Annotated in this window: 15 protein-coding genes; 8 read left to right on the forward strand and 7 right to left on the reverse strand. The window is 47.4% G+C overall.

The genetic code is table 11. The features are described 5' to 3' along the window. Positions 1–2 precede the first annotated feature (2 nt). Positions 3–3,152 (forward strand): efflux RND transporter permease subunit, encoded by a 3,150-nt coding sequence (locus LEP1GSC061_RS09530; RefSeq protein WP_052006521.1) that lies wholly within the window; start codon positions 3–5, stop codon positions 3,150–3,152. Further along, on the forward strand, positions 3,130–4,602 hold the full coding sequence (locus LEP1GSC061_RS09535; RefSeq protein WP_016545279.1) for a TolC family protein: 1,473 nt from the start codon (positions 3,130–3,132) through the stop codon (positions 4,600–4,602). The genes LEP1GSC061_RS09530 and LEP1GSC061_RS09535 overlap by 23 nt, the downstream gene beginning before the upstream one ends. Positions 4,603–4,641: 39 nt before the next feature. Here LEP1GSC061_RS09535 and LEP1GSC061_RS09540 read toward each other — a convergent pair whose 3' ends face one another. Further along, positions 4,642–6,402 carry an acyl-CoA dehydrogenase family protein gene (locus LEP1GSC061_RS09540; protein WP_016545201.1) on the reverse strand — a complete coding sequence of 587 codons (1,761 nt, stop codon included), beginning with the start codon at positions 6,400–6,402 and terminating at the stop codon, positions 4,642–4,644. Positions 6,403–6,787: 385 nt separating this feature from the next. Here LEP1GSC061_RS09540 and msrB point away from each other — a divergent pair, with 385 nt between their 5' ends. The 3 genes from msrB to LEP1GSC061_RS09555 all read left to right on the forward strand — a co-directional run bounded on the left by msrB (position 6,788) and on the right by LEP1GSC061_RS09555 (position 9,085). Then, positions 6,788–7,183 carry a peptide-methionine (R)-S-oxide reductase MsrB gene (gene msrB, locus LEP1GSC061_RS09545; RefSeq protein WP_198014260.1) on the forward strand — a complete coding sequence of 132 codons (396 nt, stop codon included), beginning with the start codon at positions 6,788–6,790 and terminating at the stop codon, positions 7,181–7,183. A 148-nt stretch (positions 7,184–7,331) separates the two neighbouring features. Continuing rightward, positions 7,332–8,213 carry an esterase/lipase family protein gene (locus LEP1GSC061_RS09550; RefSeq protein ID WP_016545379.1) on the forward strand — a complete coding sequence of 294 codons (882 nt, stop codon included), beginning with the start codon at positions 7,332–7,334 and terminating at the stop codon, positions 8,211–8,213. Positions 8,214–8,263: 50 nt separating this feature from the next. Then, positions 8,264–9,085: a hypothetical protein gene (locus tag LEP1GSC061_RS09555; protein WP_016545307.1), complete on the forward strand. Its 822-nt coding sequence runs from the start codon at positions 8,264–8,266 to the stop codon at positions 9,083–9,085. A gap of 3 nt (positions 9,086–9,088) precedes the next feature. On the opposite strand, the gene LEP1GSC061_RS09560 is transcribed toward LEP1GSC061_RS09555, so the two are convergent. Beyond that, positions 9,089–9,700: a TetR/AcrR family transcriptional regulator gene (locus LEP1GSC061_RS09560; RefSeq protein WP_016545195.1), complete on the reverse strand. Its 612-nt coding sequence runs from the start codon at positions 9,698–9,700 to the stop codon at positions 9,089–9,091. A gap of 153 nt (positions 9,701–9,853) precedes the next feature. On the opposite strand from LEP1GSC061_RS09560, the gene LEP1GSC061_RS09565 reads away from it, so the two are divergent. Next, positions 9,854–10,729, forward strand: a complete 876-nt coding sequence (locus LEP1GSC061_RS09565; protein ID WP_016545418.1) for a thioesterase family protein — start codon at positions 9,854–9,856, stop codon at positions 10,727–10,729. 51 nt (positions 10,730–10,780) lie between these two features. Then, positions 10,781–12,106, forward strand: coding sequence for a thiolase family protein (locus LEP1GSC061_RS09570; protein ID WP_016545374.1), 1,326 nt, complete (start codon positions 10,781–10,783; stop codon positions 12,104–12,106). A gap of 59 nt (positions 12,107–12,165) precedes the next feature. Here the strand turns inward: LEP1GSC061_RS09570 and LEP1GSC061_RS09575 are convergent, their stop codons facing one another. The 4 genes from LEP1GSC061_RS09575 to LEP1GSC061_RS09590 form a co-directional block, all read right to left on the reverse strand. Then, complete coding sequence (locus LEP1GSC061_RS09575) at positions 12,166–12,609, reverse strand: PIN domain-containing protein (RefSeq protein WP_016545255.1); 444 nt, start codon at positions 12,607–12,609, stop codon at positions 12,166–12,168. Beyond that, on the reverse strand, positions 12,606–12,857 hold the full coding sequence (locus tag LEP1GSC061_RS09580) for a hypothetical protein (RefSeq protein WP_016545192.1): 252 nt from the start codon (positions 12,855–12,857) through the stop codon (positions 12,606–12,608). The genes LEP1GSC061_RS09575 and LEP1GSC061_RS09580 overlap by 4 nt, the downstream gene beginning before the upstream one ends. A gap of 163 nt (positions 12,858–13,020) precedes the next feature. After that, the gene (locus LEP1GSC061_RS09585; protein WP_016545410.1) at positions 13,021–13,917 is read right to left on the reverse strand and encodes a bile acid:sodium symporter family protein; all 897 of its coding nucleotides are present in this window, start codon (positions 13,915–13,917) and stop codon (positions 13,021–13,023) included. A gap of 19 nt (positions 13,918–13,936) precedes the next feature. Next, on the reverse strand, positions 13,937–16,213 hold the full coding sequence (locus LEP1GSC061_RS09590; protein WP_016545342.1) for a SpoIIE family protein phosphatase: 2,277 nt from the start codon (positions 16,211–16,213) through the stop codon (positions 13,937–13,939). A gap of 338 nt (positions 16,214–16,551) precedes the next feature. On the opposite strand from LEP1GSC061_RS09590, the gene LEP1GSC061_RS09595 reads away from it, so the two are divergent. Then, positions 16,552–17,634: a hypothetical protein gene (locus tag LEP1GSC061_RS09595; RefSeq protein WP_040508384.1), complete on the forward strand. Its 1,083-nt coding sequence runs from the start codon at positions 16,552–16,554 to the stop codon at positions 17,632–17,634. Positions 17,635–17,701: 67 nt separating this feature from the next. Here LEP1GSC061_RS09595 and LEP1GSC061_RS09600 read toward each other — a convergent pair whose 3' ends face one another. After that, a complete protein-coding gene (locus tag LEP1GSC061_RS09600) occupies positions 17,702–18,253 on the reverse strand; it encodes a hypothetical protein (RefSeq protein WP_016545277.1) in 552 nt (183 codons plus the stop codon). Between the last annotated feature and the right edge of the window lie 21 nt (positions 18,254–18,274).

An 18,274-nucleotide genomic window follows, 5' to 3' on the forward strand; every position in this document is an offset into this window, starting at 1 on the left:
GGATGATGATGCTCGCTATCATGCTTCTCGGAGGCATCGGCTATTCCCGCATGGGTCTTTCTCAGATGCCCGATGTGGACTTTCCCGTAGTAAACGTCACGCTCAATCTGACTGGAGCCAACGCTCAGGTCATGGAAACCGATGTGGTCGACCCGATCGAAGAAGTTCTTATGACCGTACAAGGTGTTGCGGAAGTGAGATCCGTTTCCACCGACGGGTCCGCGACGATCACGGTAGAGTTGGAATTGAAGCGGGATGTGGATGTCGCTATCCAGGAAATACAGACTAAGATCGCTCAAGTAAGCAATAAGCTTCCGGATACGTTGGATCCTGCGATCATTATGAAATCGAATCCGGACGATCAACCCGTGGTATGGGTGGCACTCACCGCTCCGAACCGAAGCGACCAAGAAAAGATGGTCTACGTTAAGACCCATTTAAAGGATAAGTTTCAGGAGATACCCGGGGTAGGGGAAATCATATTAGGCGGTTATGTGGACCGCACGATCAACGTGTATCTGGATCCGAACCGTCTGTTTCGTTCGGAACTGACCGTTGCGGATATCATTAATACATTAACGGAGCAGAATATAGAAGTCCCTTCCGGTAGAGTGCAGAATAAAATGTCGGAAGTTTCCCTTCGCGCAGTGGGGGACGTTCCGACAGTAGAGCAGTTCTCCAATATCTATCTAAATTCTCGAAGCGGCGCCGCGATGTTTCGTCCGGTTCGATTGAGAGAAGTCGCAAAGGTAGAAGACGGACTCGACGAAATCCGGAGGATTTCCCGTTTTAACGGAGTCTCCGCCGTCGGATTGGGGATTAAAAAGCTGAAAGGCTCCAACGCGGTGGAAGTCGGCGACCTGGTGAAAAAGAAAGTCGAGGAACTCAAACCTTCACTTCCTGCCGGTTTCGAGCTAGGCATTTCGAACGACAATACCGTATTCATCAAAGACTCGGTCCACGAGTTGGTTTTTACTCTCATACTTTCCGCATTATTAACCGGATTCGTATGTAGGCTTTTTCTAGGAAACTGGAGTAGCACCTGGAACGTTCTACTCGCCATACCTACATCCGTCATGGGGACCTTCCTAATCCTGTATTTCGCCGGATTCACCCTGAATACTTTCACTCTTCTGGGATTATCCTTGGCGGTTGGGATCGTCGTAGACGATGCGATCATGGTCTTGGAGAATATCAGTCGACATAGGGAATCTGGTAAGACTTGGTTTCAGGCGGCTTTGGACGGAGCTTCGGAAATTCGCTTTGCCGCGTTAGCCGCGACTCTTGCTATCATAGCGATCTTTTTGCCCGTAGCTTTCATGTCCGGAATCATAGGGCGCTATTTCTTGGAATTCGGAGTAACGGTCTCTGTTGCGGTTGCACTTTCCCTTTTTGAGGCCTTGAGCTTTACTCCTATGCGGGCCTCCCGATATAGGGAGAAGGTCGCTTCTCAGAGTAAAAAGAAAGAAAAGCCGAAAGCGGTTCCTTTCTATTTGGAAAAGGACAACGGTATCATCACTAGATTCAAGGAGACTCTCGATCGTTTATCGTTCTTCAAGAGAATGGATCCGATCATCGAAGGCTTCCTTCAATTGTCAGAACGACTCTACGGAAAAATTCTGGAGTTCACGATCCGAAATCCGTGGAAGATACTAATTGCTTCGACCCTATTTTTCATTTTTTCTTTGGGTATTTTCCGCTTCTTCTTAAAGAAGGAATTTATTCCTCCCCAAGATATGGGTAGATTCGTGCTTCGTGCTAAAATGCCGATCGGTTCCTCCATTTACCGTACGGACGAAGCTATGAAGAAAGTGGAGAAATATCTGACCGCCAAGCCCGTAGTAGAGAAGTATATGTGTAACGTTGGAGGACTAGGTGGAACGGAGTCTAACGGAGCTATGTGCTTTATCACGATGAAGGATATGGGAAGTCGTCCTAAAAGCACTAAGACCGGAAGAGAAATCACCCAATTCGAACTTTTCGGAGAGATCCGTAAGGATCTAAAGGAATTGGTTCCCGAGGGGAAATTCTCCGTACAAGATCTTTCTCAAAGAGGATTTAGCGCCGGTCGAGGATATCCTGTGGAGCTCGTATTGACCGGACCGGATTGGGCTACACTTGCCCAACTTTCGGATAAGGTAAGGGAAAAACTGGATTCCACGCATACTCTTTTGGACATCGATACGGATTATGTGGCAGGCCAACCGGAGGTCCGGATTCTACCAAATCGGGAAGCTGCCGCGATTCGCGGCGTCAGTATGGCGAATATTGGAAATACCATAGGTCCTCTAATGGGGGGACGTTATGTGAGCCGCTTCACCGAAAACGGTCGTAGCTTCGATGTTCGCGTTAAGATAGATAAGGAACAGAGCGAAAACACGGACATCATTCCAAACATAGGAGTCAGGAATACTTACGGAGAGATCGTAAAACTGAAGGACGTTTTGGTCCTTCAGCCTACTAATACGCTTAAGAATATCACCCGTATCAATCGGGACCGATCCATAAAGATATTCGGTAATCCCCCTAAGCAAGGGCAAAATTGGGCCACGGACGAATCCTTGAGGATCGGAAAGGAACTCCTTCCCGAAGGATATAATATAGAGATCACCGGTTCGGCAAAGACCGCATCGGACTCCCAATCCAGTTTGGTTTGGGCTCTTTCCCTCGGGATCATAATGTCCTTTATGATTCTTGCAAGTCAGTTCAATAGCTTAAAGCAACCGTTCTATATTCTTCTTTCCATGCCGTTCAGCTTTTCGGGTGCGTTGATCGCTTTATACATAGCAGGGCAATCCTTCAATATGTATAGCTTCATCGGTTTGATCCTGCTTTTGGGATTGGTGAAAAAGAACTCCATTCTTCTGGTAGAGTTCGTAAACCACGTTCGGAAGGAAGGAAAGGATATCGTTTCGGCGATAAAGATCGGTTGTCCGGTCCGTTTGAGGCCGATACTTATGACCACATTCTCCTCGATTGCTGCGGCGATTCCTCCCGCTTTGGCTCTCGGCCCGGGAGCGGAGACTAGGGTTCCCATGGCGATCACGATTCTAGGCGGATTGATCGTATCCACTTTGATTACTTTAGTGGTCGTGCCTGCCGCGTATTATTTGATGGAAAAAGAGACGAATGATAAAGTTAAACGCGCATAATTTACATGCAAAGACGATAATATTCTTTTCCGCACTTGCCCTACTATTCTCCTGCGCATCCACCCCCGACGTTAAGGTCGCTGATGGGGTGGTGGAGGAAAGTTTGAAGAAAATCACAGGAGTTACCACGGAGGACGTGGAAAAGGCCGCTTCCAAGTCGTCCTTCACTCTCGACGACCTTTATATACTCGCGGTGGAAAGAACGGAACGAATAGCTCTCAAGAACGAGTCCACAGAGCAGGCTCTGGCTCAGAAGGATAAAGCCTTTGCGGGATTCATGCCGACTTTGTCCTACGTATTCAACAAATTCTATTCCGTGCCCGGGCATACCCAACAGCCGTCCATTGTGGACAATTACAAGACTTACCAGGCTATCCAGAGAGGAGACGCTTTATCCCTTCTCCCTTCCTCTTCTTCCAGTAGTCTTCCTCCAACGGTCGGTGCCGGTTCCCGTTTGCTCTTAACCATTCCGATTTCGGCGGGGCTTTCTTCCTACCAGGATTATCGAGCCGCGAAGAATCTTGCGGAGCAGAGGAGACTGGAGGCCAAGCACGAGGCGGGAAGAATGTATTTGGAAATCGCCCAGGGTTATTTCAATTTTCTGCAACTAGAAGAAAGTGTGAAATTCTCCCAAGAAACCTTCGATCTATACAAGGACGCATTACAGGAAAGAAGAAGAATGTACTCCGTGGGAAGAATCATGCGCTCCGACCTTTTGAACGCCGAGACCAGTCTTTCCAATGCGGAGGCGGTTTTAGCGGACGCCAAATTCCAGTTGGAACAAGTGAGAATCACCATCGCCACCATGGTAGGATATGATAAGCCGGTTTATGTGGCGGGATTCGCCTCGAGTCTTCCCGACATTCCGCAGGGCATAGAGCCTGAGGAATTTTTGGCCAGAAGATACGACGTATTGTCCGCCAACCAAAGCATCAAGGTTGCCGAGGCCCAAAAAGACAAGGCGTTAGTGGCTTTTGCTCCCGCGATTGCATTAAACAATTATTATTCTCTTCCTTATCCTGGACAGGCACATTCCAAGGATATAACCGCGCAGTTACAAATCACCATGCCGATCACCCCGTTCTCCCAAATGGCGGATCTAAAAGCCGCGGATTCCGCAAGAAAGCAGGCTAAACTGACCGCTTCGCAAACTAGGAGAACGGCCACCCAAGAGATTCGAAATGCGTTCGAGAGTTTCCGAAATTCGGAGAGAATATTAGGAATTTATGAAAAAGCTTTCCAATCCGCCAAGGAGACTTCGCAAAGCCAGGCCGCCGGATACAGATCGGGAAGAAATAGCAGGATAGAGGCGATTACCTCCAAAATCAGTATGCTAAATGCCGAGATGATTTACAGGAAGATGTTGCACCAGCATTCCTTGAATCGAATCGCACTTGCCGTATCCGTGGGAGAATTGCCTAGACTTCCGGAAGAAAAAAAGGAAAACTAAGAAGGGGAGGACGACGGATTCGCCGTCCTCCGTTTACGATTAAACCGCAGCGGCTTGTCGGTTCGCTCTTTCCAGTCGGAGAAGATTTCCTTCGGCGATTGCAAGAGAGTCCACATTATATGCCTCTGAATGGGCCCTTCGGGAAGCCTGTTGTTCGGAGCCAACCTTAGTCAGGGATTTTTCCAAGAGCATTCCCGCTACGAAACGAGTCGCGATTTCCACGGTTTCGAAAGCCAATTCGTCCTTGGTATTTCCATCCCCTATGGATTTGTAAAGGTGGACCGCCTTTTCCAGCTTTTCCCATAGATTCTTAAGATCGGAAGAAGCGGAAAATTTTTCCATCTCGGATTCCGCGTAAGCTCTTAAGTGTCCCGTCGGAGCCATTCCCGAAACCACTCCTCCAATCGCGGCTACTACCTGCAATTGTGTGGTTCCTTCGTAGATCGTCGTAATGCGACTATCGCGGTAGATTCGTGCCACGTCGTAATCTTCGGTATATCCGCTTCCACCATGGATTTGTAATGCATCCGAAGCGATGGACACGCAACCTTCCGATGCGTAGTACTTGCCCATGGGAGTAAGAAGGTCCGCAAGTTTCTCCCAGCGACGAATATTCTCGTCTTGGCTGACTTCTCTTTCGCTCTTTCCTTCCTCCTTGAGCATTCTTTCTTTTTTCCAATGGTAGAGATCGATGGCTCTTCCCGTTTCGGTCACCAGACAGCGAGTGGCGAGGATTTCTCTCTCCATTCTTTCCAGGATCTTTTTTACAGCGGGAATCTTTTCGATCGGTTTACCGAATTGGATCCTCTCCGCCGCGTATTTCTTCGCTTCGAAGAATGCGGCCGTTCCGATTCCCAAGGATTGGGTTGCGATCGTGAGTCGTGCGGCGTTCATCATTCCCATGGAATATTTCACGAGTCCGTATCCCGTCTTACCGATGAGAAGTCCCGGAGAATTTTCGAAGACCACTTCGCAGGTGGGGGAACAATGCAATCCCATCTTATGCTCCACTCCCGCGATTTGAACGTCCTTACCTTGTACAAGGAAGAAGGACAATCCTCTCGCTCCGCTTTCCGGACTTCCCGTCCGGGCTAATGTGAGAATTACGGAAGGAGAATCTACATAACCGCAGGCGTGGGTGATAAAGCGTTTGGCCCCGTTGATTTTCCAAGTACCGTCCGCGTCTTGCGTCGCTCTAGTCTGCACGTTAGGAAGATCGGAACCGTAATTCGGTTCGGTTAAGGCCATGGCTGCGCTGAAATTTCCGGCGGCGATTTGCGGTAGCCATTCTTCGCACATCTCGTCGGATGCGTAACGCTCCATAATTTCCACTATGTTGATATTTCCGTAGGCGAGGCAAAATGCCGCATCGGCTCTGGCGGCGATTTCGCACATCATGGATTGGACCGTAGCGGGAAGCCCTAATCCTCCGTATTTTCTGGAAATGGAGATGGGCATAAGCCCGGAGTCTTTCAGAGTTTTATAACATTCTTCCTGGGCCTTGGGAAAAGTCACCTTACCGTTCTCGTATTTGAGACCAGTGCGGTCCATTTCCTTACTCCGGGGAGCCACGAAGTCTCCCATGATCTCTCCCAAAGAGTCGGTGATAGACCTATAGTATTCTTTCGCCTCGGAGGTGTTAGATGGAGCGTATGCGTATTTTTCGTCCTTCGTTTTTTGGTATTTGGCTGCGTCCTCGAAGTTTCCTTCATATGCGCTTACCAATTCTTCCCAGTCGATCAGATGTTCGAAATGGGTCTGTAAATCTGAATTATCTTGGAAATAGTTGCCTTGGATCATCGGCTTCTCCCTATCGCTTAGACCTATAGATGTACTTCCTAATCAAGAGTATGTCAAGTCTTCCCCGTCGTTCGGGCGATCTAGTATGATTCGTAATCCAAACATACGAACGTACGTATTTTGTCTCCTATGCGAAGGAATGGAGTGGAAAAGAAGCGAACGTTTTAGAAAACCGTTTGTCAAATAAAACGAATACCGTTCGGATCGGAGAGGAAATGGAAGGCGAGGTCGTAACCTTTGGCCTTGCAGTTACGAATCTAAACCCGAGGATAAAAAGATGAGAAATTACGTATTTCTTTTCTGCGGAATCGGGTTCTTAACGGCCGGTTTATTCGGAAATTGTTCGGAGTACTTGAGTGCTCCCAAAGACGGGAAAGGAGGAAAAATGAAGTACGAAATCCAAAAGACCGAGGAAGAATGGAAAAAGATTCTAAATGCGGACCAATACAGGATTTTGAGAGAGAAAGGGACGGAAAGGGCCTTTACTGGCGAGTATTACTATAATAAGGAAAAAGGAAAATACCTTTGTGCCGCCTGCGGAGCCGAGCTTTTCGGGTCCGATACCAAATACGAATCGGGAAGCGGTTGGCCTTCTTTTTATAAACCGACTAACGAAAAGGGAATCGTTTCCGAGACGGACACAAGCCACGGTATGACTAGAACGGAAATCATGTGCGCAAGATGCGGGGGGCATTTGGGCCATGTGTTTCCTGACGGACCGGCTCCGACGGGATTACGTTATTGTATCAACTCGGCATCCTTGAAATTTAAGAAGGATTGATTCTTTTCTTAAAGCCGTTCGAAAATACGGATCGCATCGTTTTTTAGTTCGATCCCGAAGATCGGAAAGGGATAAAATTCTGTTTGCGCGTCGAAGCTACGAATGGATTCTACCTTAGGGCGGGATTTCCGCCCTCGGCAGAATCCGAATGAAGAAAGATCATCTCACCTACCTTCCAGAAAAAGGCGATATCCGCCCTGTTATCCTACAGCACTTGGTCGAAATCTATCACCACATCTATTATTTTTTCGCTCATATCCTTGGTATTTTCATAGAGCTTCCCCATCATACCGAAGGGGACAAGAGACCCGTAGTTTGCGTTTCCGGATTTTTGGGAAGAGGGCTTACCTGGTATGATATGCGTAAGCATCTGATTTCCCTGGGACATCCGGTTTATGTGGTGCCCTTGGGATTCCAAACCGGAAATATTCGCAAAAAGAGCAAAATACTTGAGAATTTTCTAATAGAGAACGATATCAAGGATTGCTATCTTCTCTGTCATTCCATGGGCGGTCTTATTGCCGCCGGTCTCAGCTATAAGGGAAGAGATCGGGTGCGTAAGATATTCACCATAGGATCGCCGATTCATGGCACATATATGGCCTATTTAGCTCCGATTTTTCCTTGCACTTGGCAGATGATGCCGGGTTCCAAATTGGTTAAGGAAGTCGTGGACACATATTCCAAATTTCATAATGTTCAGGCTGTATTCACCAAAGGAGAAGGAATCGTTCGTCCCTGGGAAAGCGCAAGACTCGGGAATTTCGACGATGTAGAAATCCCGGAATATGGACATTTGAATTTGTATTTGGGCGCTTTGGGGATAGAATGTATGGGGTCCCTGCTCACTTCGGAAGAAAAGAAAGATCCTCTTCCTGTAAAACCGAAAGCGAGTCCTAAAGTGGAGGCTCCTTCCAAGACGATTGCTTCCGGCGCCAAGCCTTCTGCTAAGAAAACATCCGGGAAGAAGGCGCCCGCACCTAAAAAGAAAGCCGCTCCCAAAAAGGCGAAACCAAAGAAAAAACGTTAAGTTTTCGTAATATTTTTTCTGGAATAGAATGAAAGGACGGGAGGAATTCGATGTTTCGTATTTTCCAAATCGTTTTTCTGATTTCCTTAAGTTTCCGTTGTAATTCTCCTCAAATCACGACTTACGAGGAACATAGCGATCATTCCGAATTCATCGGAAGTTGTTTGGACTTTCTCGCAGGCAGAAACGATTTGGTTTCCCTGTCCGATCCGGTTGCCCTGGAGGAATTGCAACATTCCGCCGAAGAACATTCTTCCAATACAGTGATCATAGGAGATCTTTTTTACGATCTAAACGCAAAGGAAGGAAGGCATTTCCGATTGGACTCTGCGAGTAGGATCTCCTATTACCAACCTAAATCCGTCGTCTTAGGAGGTTGGGAAACCATACAGCACCTTTGCGCCAGACATATCCGTTACGAATTGGAAAAGTCCTTCTTAGCTTACGGGGAAGAAGGAACGAAGAATCGAGCGGAGAAAAATCTGATTTTATATATGAAGTTCGCCGAAGCGGTTAAAGGCAAACCGAATCATATCCGAAACTTTCTTTTTATTCCCGCATTCCGATTCGCAGGCAACGAGGGCGCGTACTTTCCGTCTTGTAATCTTTTGGAGAAGATGAGGGAGCCGATTCTATCCGGATTACAAAGCGCCAAAAGAAATCCGGAAGCGATGACCGCTTGGACTCAGATGATGTTGGCGGTCACGAATTATTCGGCGGTTCGCAATCAAGATTGCAAGGTGACGGTCCATAGCGAGCTGAAGTTTGCGGAAAAGGAAACCGCGAATTTCAAAAACGAGGTGGAGCAGGTAGGTAAGGCCAAATCCGCTTCTAAGATCCGATTCGGCCAAGCCGCAGGTAAGAGTAAGTAGTTCCTACTTAATCGTATATTCCTCGAAGATTTCCCTGAGGCTGTCTTCCATTTCCCGAATATAGCGCAGATCCTTGGTCATTCTCCAAAGAGTGATGGAACCGTGATAAGCCATTAAAACCCTGCGAGCGATATAATGAATGTCCATGCTCCTGGAGAGTTGACCGGACGCTACGGCCCTGCTCAAATAATCCCGGATCATCTTGATCCATTTGTCGGCGATTCCCTTTAGAAATTCCGTATACTCCGGATCGGAATCCATAACTTGGCTTGCAAATCCGGCAAACGGATCTCCGAAAAATTCGAAATGTCGAATTTGCCTTTCTTTCAGGATTACCCAGGCTCTTAGGAACTCCTGGACTTCGGGGTATCTTTCCATGAGGGAAGCCAGGTCGGAAAGCGTCTTTTCTTCCTGCTTGGCGAGGTAGGCGATGCCTAACTCTTTTTTGGAAGGAAAATGATCGTAAAGACTGGCCGCTACCGAGCCGGATTCCTGGATAATCTGTCTCATCCCGGTATTGGAAAAGCCCTGTTTATAGAAAAGTTCCGTGGCTGTGTCTAAAATTCTTTCCCGGACGCTGGCTCCGGAGTCCCTTTTTTTTCTCTGAGCGGTCATGAACTTCTTACGTCGTTTTTCCAGTATGAGCCTTAAAACCCCGTTTCGTCAATAGAATTTGGGTTTAGCGTATAAAAAACCAGAACGAACGTTCTGTATTTTTTTATTGCTCCGATTTCCCAGGGGTCTAAGCTAGTGTCAGGACGGTTGAAAATGGCGGTTACGGAAAAAGACCAAGTACGAACCAGATTTTCGGATCTAGATACGCAAAGGCATACCACTAGTAGGACCTACGAGGACGCCTGCCTAGGGGATAGATACCGCGTTCTAGACGAGGCCGGTTATTCCTGGAAAAGAATGATCGATGAGTCCGTTCGATTGCGCACCCTCGGGGCCGATATCCGGTTCTTAGCCCAACAAATGGAGAATACTCCTCTCTCTGTTCGGACCGATTTTCAGATCGGAGAGGACGGAATCCTATCCTTTTCCCAGGAAGTCGTGGATCCCAGCGGAAAGACCGCGGCAGAAATTCGCACTCTGGCCAGGATCGAAAAAGAAGGAAATCCTTTACAACTAGTCCCGGCTAACGCCTCTACCCAAGAACTTATTTCCTCCTACGAAACGGTTCCCGATTTCTCCGGAACCTGCGATCGTGCTTCGGCTGAGAGAGACCTGTTTTATTGCGAAAGAAACCCGTTCGGAGAGTACAATCCTTCCCATTATTGGAGAATTTTGGAAGAAGGTCGTTGGAATTTTACGGCCGCCTGCGGATTGACCCTGGAAGATCTGGTCGCGATGGATACGACCCTCTTCTACATGGGCGGCAAGATCAGATATCACAAGCCTCTTGTGGCCGGAAGAAAGGCCAAAATACAGACTTGGATCCATAGCTTCGATAAGATTTGGAGTAGAATGAGACAAGAGATCAGCGACTCCGAATCGGGTGAGATCCTCGCGGAATCCATGGACGATCTACTGGTTGTGTCCGTAGGAAAAGCTCGGCCCAAGAAGCCGGGAGGGGAATTGTTAAAAGTGTTCTCCAAGGTCACGGAGTTTCCGGAAAAAGCGACCAAGGATGGGCAAAAATGAAATATTATAATATTTTGATGAACGAACCAAATAAAGGTCTGGAGAAAGACAATGAAACTCGATAAAAAATTGGCGATTTGTACGCCAAGAAGAACGCCCTTCGCTCAGATTGCGAAAGCTTTGGGACCCTATCCCGGCCACCACTTAGGTCGTATAGTTGCCGAAGATATCCTCGCAAAAAGCGGAGTTAAGAAGGACCAAATCGACGGAATCGTAGTTGGAGAAGGTTTCTCCAATGCACCTAATTCCGCGAGAGTAATCGCAAACCTGATCGGACTTCGCGACGAAGTTCCTTCGATCACCGTATCCAATAACTGCGTATCCGGTATCGAAGCGCTTTCAGAAGCCGCTCGTCGTATCATCCTGGGAGAAGGAGAACTTTACCTGGTGATCGGAGAAGAATCCCAAACTTCCATGCCTTTCGTCGTGAAAAACGCACGTTTGAACAAGAAAGCGGGATCTCTGGATAAACTGAAAAAACTTCTTCCAGACAATCTTCCCGAAGGAGTGGAATTGAGAGACACTCTGGAAGACGGACTCGGAGACGGAGAGACTTCCTACGGAATGCAGGTAACTGCGGAAATTCTAGCTCAGAACTACGAGCTTTCCCGCGAGATCACCGACAAACTGGCTTTCGAATCCTTCAAAAGAGCATTAGAAGCTTCTAAACAAGGTAGATATGCTCCTTTTATTATTCCAATGAAAGACGAGGACGGAACCGAACTGACCATCGATGAAGCGGTAGGACTTCGCGAAGGACTGGTCGAAAATCCAAGCCGCATGGGAAGAGCGATTTTGTTGTTCGACAACCCTCAAATGAAATTCGACGAGTTCAAAACCAAATACGCTAAGTATCTGGAAAAATCCCACGGTCCGACCGTTTCCATCTTTAATGCGAGCCCTCGTTCCGATGGAGCCGCAGGTGTGATTCTAACCACCGTAGAAAAAGCGAAAGCTCTCGGTTTGAAAATCGAAGCCGTTCTTTCCGGATGGAAAATGAAAGGTGTGGATCCTAACCTGATGGGAATCGGACAAGCTTACGCTACTGAAGGATTGCTTGCCGACACCGGAGTGAAAATCGAAGACGTGGATTACGTAGAAATTCACGAGGCTTTCGCGGCTACCGCAGTCGCGGCGCTAGTCCAAATCGAAAAAGATACCGGCTGGAAATGGGAGCAAAAGTTCGACGAGAAAAAAATCAATCCTAACGGAGGATCCATCGCAATCGGACACCCGTTCGGAGCAACCGGAATCCGCCTGGTCGAGAACGCGATCATGGATCTCCAAGAAGACTCCAAAGCTAAGAAAGTGGTTATCACCGCTTGTGCTCACGGCGGAATCGCCGGAGCGATGCTGATCGAGAGATTCGAAGGTTAATCCTTTTCGAATATTCGAAAAACGGCAACCCCGGAGAAGAAAACTTCTTCGGGGTCTTTTTATCCTTCCAGCGGATTCCAGACTTTTTCGAAGCCGTATATAGGGAATCTGTCCGTATGAACCGTGGCGAACCTTTTCACACCGTGATGTAAAAGGGTGAATACTAGTCTTGCATCCAAAACTCCCGTTACGGAAACTCCCGGTCTTCCCGCCTCTCTCCAAATCGAATCGTGCAATTCCTTACTTTTTTCGGGAAAACCGGCGATTCTCCATCTGGGATGCTTTCTGTAAGCGCCTATCAAATCCGCGGCGTCTTCCGAGGACAAAGGCTCCCTTAAGATTTCCGGATTTCTGAGTCCCGAATAAAATTCCATAAGCACCAATTCGGAAAGAACCACATCCGATCTAAGGGATAGGTCCTTGAGAAAGTCCGAAGCGGCTCGATTCCAAGGAGAGTCCTTTACGCTTGCGTAAAGTAGTAAATTTGCATCGAAGGAAATCATACGATTGCCGCCTCTTCCTGTCTCAGAGCCTCGTTCCGGATTTCCTCATGGGACAGGCCTTTCCAGCCCAAGGGTTTGGATTCGGGGATCTCCCAGTCGCGATGGACGGATGTAGCTTCCGGATAGGAATGAATAAGATATTCCAAACCTCTTCTCGTCAATTCCGCTAGGGATATTTCTTTCGCTTCCGCCAAACGCTTAGCCTTATCGTATAATTCGTCCGGTAATTGTATTTGTGTTCTTATCATAATATTCTCTTAATATATTTCCGTTCGGGTTTCTTATGAGGAGGGACTCGGGCGTTCCCCGTCTTTTTCAAAGACGGGTCGGGCTCTTCGGGGCTCGCGCATGCGCGCTCGTCCGCTTTTGCGGACTGACGCCCCTACGATCCCTAACGCTTGCGGATTCTACTCAACTCACCCCTTCTAACGAAGCTCGTTCTCTGCGTGAATTCCTACCCTTTAGAACGAATAGCCCGAAAATCAGCGCGGTAAGAAACATCAACAGACTATAAGTAATCGGAACGACCGTCATAGTGGGAGTCGCCAGTATCGTCCCGGTTACGAGTAAGGCCGTGGTTCCGTTTTGGATTCCCAGCTCGAATGCGATCGTGACGGCTTGGGTCTTACTTAAGCGTAAAAGCATTCCGAGTAGGAAGCCTAGGCTGATACAAATGCAGTTCATGGTAAGAGCCGCCGCTCCGCTTTGTGCGAAGAATCCCAACATCTTATCCCAGTTCTGGCGGACTAGGCCCGCGATGATGGCGAAAAGTATGATCATGGAAAATAGTTTTACGGGTTTCTCGCATTTTTCGGCGAAATTCGAAGCATAACGTTTCACGAGCATGCCGATTCCCACGGGCAATACCGTGATCACGAATAGTTGTACGATGGTTTTGAAAATGGGAAGTTCGATCGTTTTTCCTTCTCCCATGAAGTATACCATGGAGTAATAGGTGAGGAAGGGGAGTGTAAACGGTTTGATCACGCTGATGAGAGCGGTGAGAGTCACGGAGAGAGCCACGTCTCCCTTGAACAGATACGAATACATGTTCGAAGTGGGTCCCGAAGGACAGCAGGAAAGCACCATTAGGCCGACTGCCAATAAAGGTTCCAACCGAAACATAGTCGCGACTATAAAACCTAAAACCGGTAAGAGCAGAATCTGGGCCAGCAACCCCGCGATTACTGCCTTAGGGAACAGGGCCACTCTGGCAAAATCCTTTCCGGTAAGGGACAGGCCCATTCCGAACATGATGATAAATAGTGAAATCGGGAGAACCGTCTCCAAAAGAAATCCACTTTGCATTTTTCTCTCCTTGTTGTTTTTAATTCCTTTCATTTGCGGAATACTGAGGCTTTCTTCCGTTTACCGGGTCGGCTTGTGTTCTCGAAGAATATTCGATTTTCAGAATGGATATATCGTCCGTGAGATATTCCTCCAGATTGCGATAAATCCGATCAAGGTCCCCTTCTGCGGCTTCTATTCTGGATAAAAACGCTTCCTGGTTCTCGTTGATCTTCTTGGATCCGTCTTCCCATCGGCCGACGATGAGATCGTCTTTTCCATCCGAACCGAGGATAAGGCAATCCCCCGGTTTGAGTTGGAAGGATTGGATAGTAAAAGTTCCCACATGATCGAAAGGTAATCCTATCCGATTGAAATAATGCCTCGTGGGAATGAGGCTCGCTTTTCCGTTTCTATAAAGTATAGGGACCGGATGCTCCGCATTGATGAGAAAGGTTTTGCCCGTAGCCTCTTCGATGACGCCTAAGACCGCGGTGATGAGCATGCTTCCTTCGAACATCTCGAAGACTTTCGAAAGTTCCAAAAAGGCGGCTTTCAGCCATCTGTGAGGAGTGATTTCTCCCGCTTTTTCCTCGAATAGTTTGGTTCGATTCAGAATGGAACCGAATACGGACCCTAAAACGATGGCACCTCCTGCGCCTTGAATGGACTTACCCATCGCATCGGCATTGATGAATACAGTGCAGTCGGCTCCGCCGATTTTCACGCTAGTCGCCATCGAGATATCCCCTCCGATCTCATGGCTTTGCTCTTTAAAGACGAATCTCTTTTTCTGACGGATAAAGGATTCCACGAAAACGTTTCCGTTTCGTAGACGATCTATCCCGAATGGTTTGAGTAAAAGAGAGGTAAGAAAATAATCCCCTTGTTGCTGCTCCAAAAGCTTGGTCAACCGGGAGGTTCGATCCTTTACTTGGTCCTCCAAGGTATCAGCATATACCGAGAGAGCGGTTCTCGCCTCGCGAATTGAGCTTACCATCCCGTTGAACGAATCCGTAAGGAATCCTATCTCATCCCGGATCCTTACCTGGATTTGTGTGCCTAAGTCCCCTTCGTTGACCCGATCGATTCCTTCCAAAAGATTCTTAAGAGGATTCCATATCGTTCCTTTGAAGAATAAACGGAATCCCAAAAGTACCACGAAAACGGTGATTGTTAGTATAAGGAAATGAGGTAGAATCGCTTCGTGTAGAAACTTTCTATATTCTCCATAAGGATATCCTAATTCATATTCCTTATCCCCTAGAAAGAAACGGTAGGAAACCGCAAGGGAAGAATCCGATTCCGAAGAAACGAAAAATCTCTCTACGTTCTCCGGAAAAAAGGTTTGAGAACTAATGAGAGTTTGCCTAGGAAATTCCTTATTTCCGTCGTTTCGTATTCTAGATCCGATAGGTGTCTTATTCTTTTCCTCTTTATGAAACTCGGAGACGTATAAAACGTCTTTTGAGATCGAATGAGTTCGAATCGAATTCTCGGCTTCCCGTAATTTAGCCAGATCGAAAGTTTCTTCCTGTCTTCCTATCGTCGCTAAAGCGATCCAGTAAAGGATCAATAGAAAAGTCCCGAGACAGATTCCCGTGATTCGATTCAGAAACCGGGTCTTATCCAGAGTCGTATTGATATAAAGGACGAGTACGATGAAACTACCGGGTATCAGAAAGAAGGTGTAGGTGGTCAGGAATGCGGCTCTGGAAATGAGTCCTGCCCTGCTCATCGCATTTGCAACGACAGGCGGAAAAATTAGCAGAATGAAAAAGATCACAAAGAGTGCCGTTACGTAATTCCTCTCTTTTCTTACCTTCCAGGCTCTCCACACTCCGGAAAAAATCATAAGAGAGGAATAAAGGACGACGATGACCCCTAATATTTTATTCTCTTTCGCAACGGGAAACGTCCAGATCTGTTCCGAGAAGTCGAAGATCGGTCTTTGTCCTAGAGTCGAACCCACGTAATAAAGAGAGAAGGTAAGCCAGACAAGGATCTGGAAGAAAAAGTAAAATTGAGGAAATCTTCCTTCCGTTTCTTGCGGATAATAAAAGAAGAATTGCCCCATGCATGTGAAAGCCGGCACTACGAAAAGAATCAACCATCGATGATAAGCGGCTAATGGACTTACGACGCTATACGCGACTACGAATGCGAAAGCGTGTAAGGATAAGAATAGAAAGGCCGAGGCGAGATAGGTACTGGAACGGGAACGATTCTTGATCCAGAATAAAAACGCGGATAGGACCGCCGTAAAAATACAAACGATCCAAGACCCGTAAGAAAAGAAAGTCAGCTGCAAGCTCATAAAGTTCCCCGAAGGTATATAGCAGGAAACGTGCCAAAGGAAATTTTATGGAATGAGCCCGAGTATCCTTCCGAATCTCCGAGGATTCGCCGTTTTCTCTTAGGGAGGAGTCGGAAGACTTTCTAAAACTGATTGGTTTCAGTCAGTATGTCGAAGAACGGTCGATTGATTTCAATCGATCGATAAGAAATCTTTCCTCTTCTCCTTTTCTAAGCGGTTCTTCCGCATTTCCGATCCGAAATTCTCCTGGCACGGAACCTGCTTAATAGGAAAAGAACCCCGGGAGCCGAATTCGATTCTCGGAAAAAATTTCGTAAAGAAAAGCGAGGAGAATTTCAATGCGATACGGATGGAAAAGGAATCTGAGTGGATTAGTAACGATCTTACTCGTGCTTTCCGCGTCGACGCTACCCATATACGCGGACGACGATGGACAGTCCGCCGACCGAAAACCCAAGGATAAATGGAGAGTGATGTTGGGAGCCTTCGCGGGTCAGTTCGATCTGCAATTGCAAACCAAACTTCCCTTCAGTTACACGAATCCAAACACCGGCCAAAAAGAGATGCCTTCCTTAGGAAGAGTGAGCGGACTCACTCAGAACGGATCCATGGACTTGGGACTGGAGGGCATCGGACCCCAAAAAGGTTTTCAGTTCATGTTACTTAGCGACTCTCTGGTCTTCCAGGCCACTTACGCTAGAGTGGATGTCAATTTCGGTCCCCTTAGGAATCCTCCTATCGGAGTGAATACCGCCGAAGGTAACGCGGGAGGAAACGTCTACTCGACTAACCTGGACTACTATATGAATATCAGTAAGTACGTTCAGCCCATGATCGGAGTCGGATACGCGGCCTTCGGTGCATACTATAAGGCTCGTAACGTTGTGGGAACTACTGTAGGGAATGGATTGTACGAATCTTTTGCGACTATCGATGCCGACGACGGTTATAGCTCGGACGTGGGAAAGGCGGGGCTCCGTATTAAGCTTCCGATCCAGAGTTGGTACGTCACTCCCTATTTCCAATACGCGGGGAACGAATATCATATCAACGTTCGCACCACTGCGGGAACCGTGCAGAATAATGTGAACGGATACCCCGCCGATCCGAACGGGATTCTGGACGCTTGGTACTATCAGGGAGTAGGTTCCGTAAGCAACGTGGATTCTATGACCCAGGTTTCCAGACAGGCAAGGAGTGTCGGAGCGGTCTTCTTCATGGATTACAAGAAATTCATCAGTCTGACCGTGAATGCGCGTAGGAACTTTAGCCAGGGGGCTTGGAACGTCTCCGCGACCTTGTTGGTGTTCCTACATCCGAATATGGGTATCATGGCGAATTACTCCTATGCGGAGCCTGAGATCCTATTCAGCTTCAACCGTTCTTGGGCTATAGGACCGGTGTTTACCGCCACATTCTAGAGAAGTTCATTTGGATTTGAAAAGTAAAAAGGTCGACCGTCGGTCGACCTGAAAAGCTTAAGAGAAATTATTTTTTTTGGGACTCTTGCGACAGAACTTGGATCGAATGATCTAAGGATTGCAATTCGGATAGGAACTCCTTTCTTCGTTCCACAGTAAGTTCGTCCTTAAACTTTTCGTACGTGCCGCTGAGGATCTCTTTGAGATCCTTTTTTTTTCGCAACTGCAATCGGACGAGTTCTTCCCTTTCGAAGGGGTCCAGGCCTAAGAGGCTTTCTTTTCCCTCCAAGTATTCTATAGTCTCATGAAAGGCCTTTGCTTGAAGTGCGGAATCTTCTTCCGCAAAGAATACATTCTGTCTTAGGTCGGAAAGTAAAGTTGCTGCCGAAGTGAATAAGCCGAAATTAGTAGATTCGCCTTCACTCGGGGCGCTTGAAGTCGGAAGCGAATCGGAACTTTCTTCTCGGAAGATTTGCGGGAAGTTCGAAAAGGATTTGGATTCTTCTCCGCTTTCCATTCCGACTCTTGGATCTTGAAATAGCAAGATTGTGCAGATTAAAAATAGGCCGATCGAGAGAGAGATAAGGACGGAGAGACTTCTTTTTGGAAATGTGTTCATGTGATACTTCCGAAGTAAAAA

The organism is Leptospira wolffii serovar Khorat str. Khorat-H2 (assembly GCF_000306115.2).
In the GTDB taxonomy this organism is placed as follows: domain Bacteria; phylum Spirochaetota; class Leptospiria; order Leptospirales; family Leptospiraceae; genus Leptospira_B; species Leptospira_B wolffii.